The organism is Methylomagnum sp., from assembly GCF_054333355.1.
The window spans coordinates 1-4,242 of the sequence record NZ_JBTEKS010000374.1; the positions used below are offsets into that span (position 1 = coordinate 1).

The window sequence follows — 4,242 nt, forward strand, 5'->3', positions numbered from 1 at the left end:
TAGATTGGTTTCTGGCTCATCCCAAAATAGGGTTTCCCCCTTCATTTGAATAAGGCCGTGACGAATGAAATACGGCAAGATGGCGAGTTTGCGAACACCCTCGGCCAAAAGCGGTGTCTCCAATTTATTGCCATCTTTTTCGACAAAAATCAGCCGCCTGCCCTCTAACGCCAAATATCCACCAAGCTTATCTTCAATCTCACTAATAATATCTAAATTTGGAGGATTATTTAGTTCTGGAAAGTCAAAATTGCGCGCCATATCCTTGTATGTAGCATCAAGCTTGATCTTATACTGCTCTAAAAGTCCGCTAAGCCCTTCATAAAAGGAAACGATTTCCTTGCTTGGTAAAAATATTGATTTTGGCACAAAGGAATTTACAGCAGCCGTTTCTGGAATGATAGACGCATCAAGCGAGGCATTTGTGGCAAGCTCTATTTCTTCGCCACTTTGAACAATCAGCTCCCATAGCAAGGATTCTGTAAGGCTCCCGAAAGGAAATTGTTTGCTCAACTCCCTGCGCTCATTTTCTGTTGCAATAAGAATAGTTGGTATAAATGCGGTGACTTCAGATTTTAATTTTGACCGCTGCTTATTGCGACGAACAAGTTTAGCCAGATGATCTGGTTGAAATAGATTCAATAGTCGCTCTTCAAAATAAACTTCAGCCCGTTTGCGAGATAATACCGAGCGGTTGAGCATCAAATCCGGCCAAGCCCGATTCAAACAATAAGCCGCTTTCAGCAAATGCGTTTTCCCCGTCCCATTCTCCCCCACAATCACATTAATGCCGGGCGAAAACTCAAACTGCGCCGACGAAAACACCGTGAAATTTTCCAAAGACAAGGATTTAAGCATGGGTTTGATCGCTCCTAATCAACCATCCGACCGAACATGGCCGGAAAAACGAATTTTCTGCAAGGTGGCGTTTTCCGATACAAGCGGGCATTCCGGGGTTTTTGCCAAAGGCCATATATCCGGGTTGCGCTTAGTTTCAAGCTGTTTTAGATCGTCAATGATCCGGTCAATATCGAAGCCGAAACGAGCCGCGTGTTCCTGTCGAGCCGCGTGGATTTCCTCAATGATTTCGTCAGTGAATGACGCCACTGTCTTCTCCCAGTAATTCTTCGGGGGTGCAAATGAAAGGTATCGTCAGATTCCATTGAAGCAAGCATTCCGCGATATGGGCCTGAATAATGGGGTTGACGATATGCTTGAAATTCCAAGTCAAGATAAAGTCGATTCCATGCGCGGCGGCAATCGCAATATGCAAGGCGTCCTCGGCCACTTTGGCGGGTATGAAACCACGCTGGACCAAATCCCTCGCCACATCCCGAACGGTGTTTCCAATTTCCAGCCTGGGAATTCCCTCGGTTATTTCTAGGCGTTGCTGAGCGGCTTCCGCATCGCCTTTTGAGCACTCTAGCAATACCAGTTCGGAAACCCGCAAATCATATTTGAAGCGCTCTCTTTCCCACCAATCCCGAGTGACCTGCTGATGGGCCGCACCGACAATAGTACGGCTGGGTCGGGCGGTCAGATAGCTGATAAACGGAGTTTCGAGATAAACGGTCTGCATTGGTTTGGGAGTCAAGGTTTTGATAAGTAATGGGTTTTCAACTATCCGAAGTCACCCGCAATACTTCCTCAATCGTCGTCATCCCCATCACCGCCTTCCGCAATCCATCCTCGTACATGGTGCGCATCCCCTCCTGCAAGGCTTGCTCCTCGATCTGCCGGGCCTGGGCGTGGCTCATCACCAAGCGGCGTAGGTCGTCGCTCATCACCAAAAACTCCGTAATCGCCAACCGCCCCCGATAACCCGCCCCGCCGCATTCGGCGCAGCCCTTGGCGCGGTGCAAAACCACGTCGCCATGATCCGTGAACCGCCACAGGTTCAGCTCCGCCACCATTTCCGACATGGCCTCATAAGGCTCCTTGCAATGAGGGCACAGCCGCCGCACCAAGCGCTGACCGAGAATGCCATTTACGGTGGAGGTGATGAGGTAATCCTCCAAGCCCATGTCCATCAAGCGGGTCACGCCGCCCGCCGCGTCGTTGGTGTGCAGGGTGGACAGCACCAAGTGGCCGGTGAGGGCCGATTGCACGGCGATGCGGGCGGTTTCCAGGTCGCGCATTTCGCCGATCATGATGACATCCGGGTCTTGCCGGACGATGGAGCGCAGGGCGCTGGCGAAGGTCAGGCCGATCTGCGGCTTGGTCTGAATCTGGTTGACGCCTTCGAGCTGGTATTCCACCGGGTCTTCCACGGTGATGATCTTCCGCTCCGGCGTGTTGATCTTGTGCAGGGCTGTGTAGAGCGTCGTGCTTTTGCCGCTGCCGGTGGGACCTGTGATGAGGATGATGCCGTGGGGCAGTTCCAGCACGTTCATGAAGCGCTTTAGCCCGTCGCCCTCGAAGCCTAGGGCGCCGAAGTCGAACTTGATGCTGTCCTTGTGCAGCAAACGGATGACCACGCTCTCGCCGTGCATGGTGGGCGTGGTGGAAACGCGCAGGTCCAGTTCCTTGCCCTGCACTTGCAGCTTGATCCGGCCATCCTGGGGCAGGCGGCGCTCGGCGATGTTGAGCTTCGCCATGATCTTGATGCGGGAAATCACGGCGGCGGTGGAGCGCACCGGCGGGGCTTGCTCCTCGCGCAGCACGCCGTCCACCCGGAATCTGACTTTCAACCGCTGCTCGAACGGCTCGACGTGGATGTCCGACGCCCGCGACTCCACCGCCCGCTGCATGATGAGGTTCACCATGCGGATGACTGGCGCTTCCGAGGCCAGGTCTTTCAGATGCTCCACGTCGGCCTCGTTGACGTCCTCGTCGCTGCCGAAGGTCTCGACGATTTCGCCCATCAAGGTCTTGCCCGCGCCCAACTGGGTTTCCAGCGCCCGGTCGATTTCCGAGCCCAGCCCCACGCGGGCTTTCACCGGCTTGTCGCAGGCCAGGGCGAGTCCATCCAGCAAATCCTGGTCGAACGGGTCGGTCATGGCCACCACCACTTCATCGTCATTGGCCGCGATGCCGATGAGGTGGTTCTCCTTGAGGAAGCGGGTGGAGACGGTCTCGGGCAGGGGCGAGGCGTCCGGGAAATCCTCCGGTCCCACCAGCGGCAGGCCGCTCACATCGGCCAGGATTTCCGCCGCGTCGCGCTCCGCCACCAGCCCCAGCTTGAGCAGCAGGGCGGGTATGCGGGAATCGTCGGTCTGCGCCGCGAGGCGCCGGGCGCGGACCACTTCGGCCTCGCGGATTTTGCCCCGTGCGACCAGTTCTTGGCCGAAGCGTTCGTAGGGCAGGGCGGGCGGCGGGGATTCGATGTCGGGGGTGTCTTGGAATACGGTAGCCAAGGCGGTGTCTCGTGGGGTTGGCGAGGAATTGATGGCGTGTGGGAGTGGGCTTCAGCCCACGATTTAGTGACCGTTCGTGGGCTGAAGCCCGCTCCCACAGTGCTGAATCGGTCTTGAAGAAGCTTTAAGGGCAAGGCGAGGCGGGATATTGTTGCCATAAGCGCCCCGAATATTACACCAAAACAATTGCCCATCCCCGTGACCGCTCAATATCATGGACCTTTCCGCAACCACTTGGATGGATAGCTCATGAACGTACTCCCCTCGGAAATTTTCCGGCGTTTCCAGGATCAGGGACTCATCGTCCGCCACGCGGGCGAAGACGGTCCCATTCACCGCATCGCCCCGGTGGAGGAAAGCGGGGCGGGCGATTTGGTGTTCGTGGATCACGCCAAATATCTGCCCCAAGTGCGCGAGCGGAAACCCGCCGCGGTCGTGACCACCGAAGCCATCGCGGCGGAATTGGGCGAAGCGGAAGGGCTGGCCCTGCTCATCGCGCCCAATGTGCGGCTGGCCCATGCCCTCGTTAAGCAAGCCTACGCCGACCGCGATGTCCGCGCCACGGAATGGCCCCGGGTCCACCCATCGGCGGTGGTTCACGAGAGCGTTCAAGTACCCGACGACGCGGTCATCGGTCCCGGCGCGGTGGTGGGCGCGGGCGCGAGTTTGGGGGCGCGGGTGGTGCTGATGGCGAATTGCGTGGTCGAGCGGGGCGCGTCCATCGGCGCGGGCACCGTCATCCATCCCAATTGCGTGGTGGGCTACGGCTGCGAAATCGGCGCCGACACCATCCTCAAATCCGGCTGCGTCATCGGCGCCGAGGGCTTCGGCTTCGCCCAGGACCAGCATCGGCGCAATTACCGCATTCCCCAGACCGGCAGGGTCA

Annotated in this window: 5 protein-coding genes; 1 reads left to right on the forward strand and 4 read right to left on the reverse strand. The window is 57.2% G+C overall.

Features of this window, described 5'->3' with window-relative positions; all coding sequences use genetic code 11:
- The 4 genes from ACXWUF_RS19535 to gspE all read right to left on the reverse strand — a co-directional run.
- The coding region (locus ACXWUF_RS19535) for an AAA family ATPase (RefSeq protein ID WP_458496257.1) at positions 1 to 858 on the reverse strand (858 nt) is incomplete at its 3' end.
- A gap of 18 nt (positions 859 to 876) precedes the next feature.
- Complete coding sequence (locus ACXWUF_RS19540; protein ID WP_458496258.1) at positions 877 to 1,107, reverse strand: hypothetical protein; 231 nt, start codon at positions 1,105 to 1,107, stop codon at positions 877 to 879.
- The gene (locus ACXWUF_RS19545) at positions 1,091 to 1,579 is read right to left on the reverse strand and encodes a type II toxin-antitoxin system VapC family toxin (RefSeq protein ID WP_458496259.1); all 489 of its coding nucleotides are present in this window, start codon (positions 1,577 to 1,579) and stop codon (positions 1,091 to 1,093) included. Before ACXWUF_RS19545 ends, ACXWUF_RS19540 begins: the two co-directional genes overlap by 17 nt.
- A gap of 37 nt (positions 1,580 to 1,616) precedes the next feature.
- Positions 1,617 to 3,305: a type II secretion system ATPase GspE gene (gspE, locus tag ACXWUF_RS19550; RefSeq protein WP_458496261.1), complete on the reverse strand. Its 1,689-nt coding sequence runs from the start codon at positions 3,303 to 3,305 to the stop codon at positions 1,617 to 1,619.
- A gap of 300 nt (positions 3,306 to 3,605) precedes the next feature.
- Between gspE and ACXWUF_RS19555 the strand changes: the two genes are divergently transcribed.
- A partial coding sequence (locus ACXWUF_RS19555; RefSeq protein ID WP_458496260.1) for an LpxD N-terminal domain-containing protein occupies positions 3,606 to 4,242 on the forward strand: 637 nt, incomplete at its 3' end.

Coding starts and splice junctions, on each gene's coding strand:
- ACXWUF_RS19545 (WP_458496259.1), bottom strand. CDS start 1,579: ATGCAGACCGTTTATCTCGAAACTCCGTTTATCAGCTATCTGACCGCC.